This window comes from Vibrio sp. Vb1337 (genome assembly GCF_033338715.1).
GTDB classification, from domain to species: Bacteria; Pseudomonadota; Gammaproteobacteria; order Enterobacterales; family Vibrionaceae; genus Vibrio; species Vibrio alginolyticus.
Genome location: NZ_JAWOTD010000139.1, coordinates 1 through 1,259, shown reverse-complemented (window position 1 = coordinate 1,259; position 1,259 = coordinate 1). Strand labels below are relative to the sequence as shown.

General features: G+C 41.5%; 1 protein-coding gene. It reads right to left on the bottom strand.

Going from position 1 to position 1,259, the window contains the following annotated elements:
* On the bottom strand, positions 1-693 hold a 693-nt coding region (locus R7E42_RS24525), incomplete at its 3' end, for an AMP-binding protein (protein ID WP_318073167.1).
* Positions 694-1,259 lie beyond the last annotated feature (566 nt).

Here is a 1,259-nt window from a genome sequence, read left to right as displayed (position 1 = left end):
GCTAGCATTGAGGTGCACGGTTTGACCGAATGTATGAAACAGTGGCAACGTTACTAGATGAACATCATCAGCCTGACTCGCCATGATGTTCTGAGCCACAAGCGCATTCATTACGATGTTTTGCTGCGTGAGCTCTGCTCCTTTGGGCAGTCCCGTTGTGCCTGATGTATACAAAATCACACAAGTGTCATCCGCATCGCGAGCAACGTAATCCGCCAAAGGTTCGATATCTTCTATAAAAGACGTCAGTGTCGGTAAACCTTGGTACTCTTTTTGCGTTTGATCTTGCGTCATTACGATCATCGTTTCACACGCATCCACCTCTTTAAACGCTTTCATGCCTTCTTTCGCCATTGGCAGTTCGGGCGTTCCTTCAAAACAGAAGTAAAACTTCGCTTTCGAATCTTCTAGGTGGTATTTGATTTCTCTAGATTTGAGCAACACGTTCAGCGGAACGGTAACGGCACCCGCCTTCTGAACCGCAAAATAAACGAAAGGAAAGAAAGGCAAATTCGGGCACGATAACGCCACTCGGTCTCCCGGTTTGACGCCCGCTTTAATCATCGAAGTCGCGATCTTACCTGCAATCGCGTCAAATTCTGCGTATGTGAATTTTTTATCACCACATATCAAGGCCGTTTTATTCGGTTTACTTGCAGCATTTCTCTGCAAGGCAGCAGCAAGGTTCATCATAATGGCTTACCCTCTAAAACTTTGTCATTTTCATTGTTGTTCGTGAATTCCTTTAAGAGAGTCACGCATCATGGGCGACTAGGAGGCTTGGAAAAGCCACACCGCCTTTTGTTAGCATTACATTTACAAGATTTAAAAACGCAAGAATGTAAAAAATTTAACATTCAGATGCCCGCACGAACCAAAATGTGAGCGTGTTAGCTAATTATTGTTATAAATATCAAACCAAAAAACCAAAGCCCTTCCTCAACTCCACCGTTGAACAAGCCATTAACATTAACTTAATTTCAACAAACGTGATTTATCACCCAAGAACACATCGAGATACAGAATTCATACATTAAGCAAATGGCAATCGTTTGCTATCGTGCAAAAAATTAGCACCCGTCAATGAAATATCGATTATTTCATCAATAAGCTTCTGCTGCATATTGCCAATTGTGAACGATACGTGTAAAAAGCAAGGCGAGATAATTATCCATAAAACAATTACAGGCTGGTGGGTAATTTTAGGATTTTACATTTTATTAGCACAGAGGTTATGGAAGTGTTAAAAGAAAAGAGTT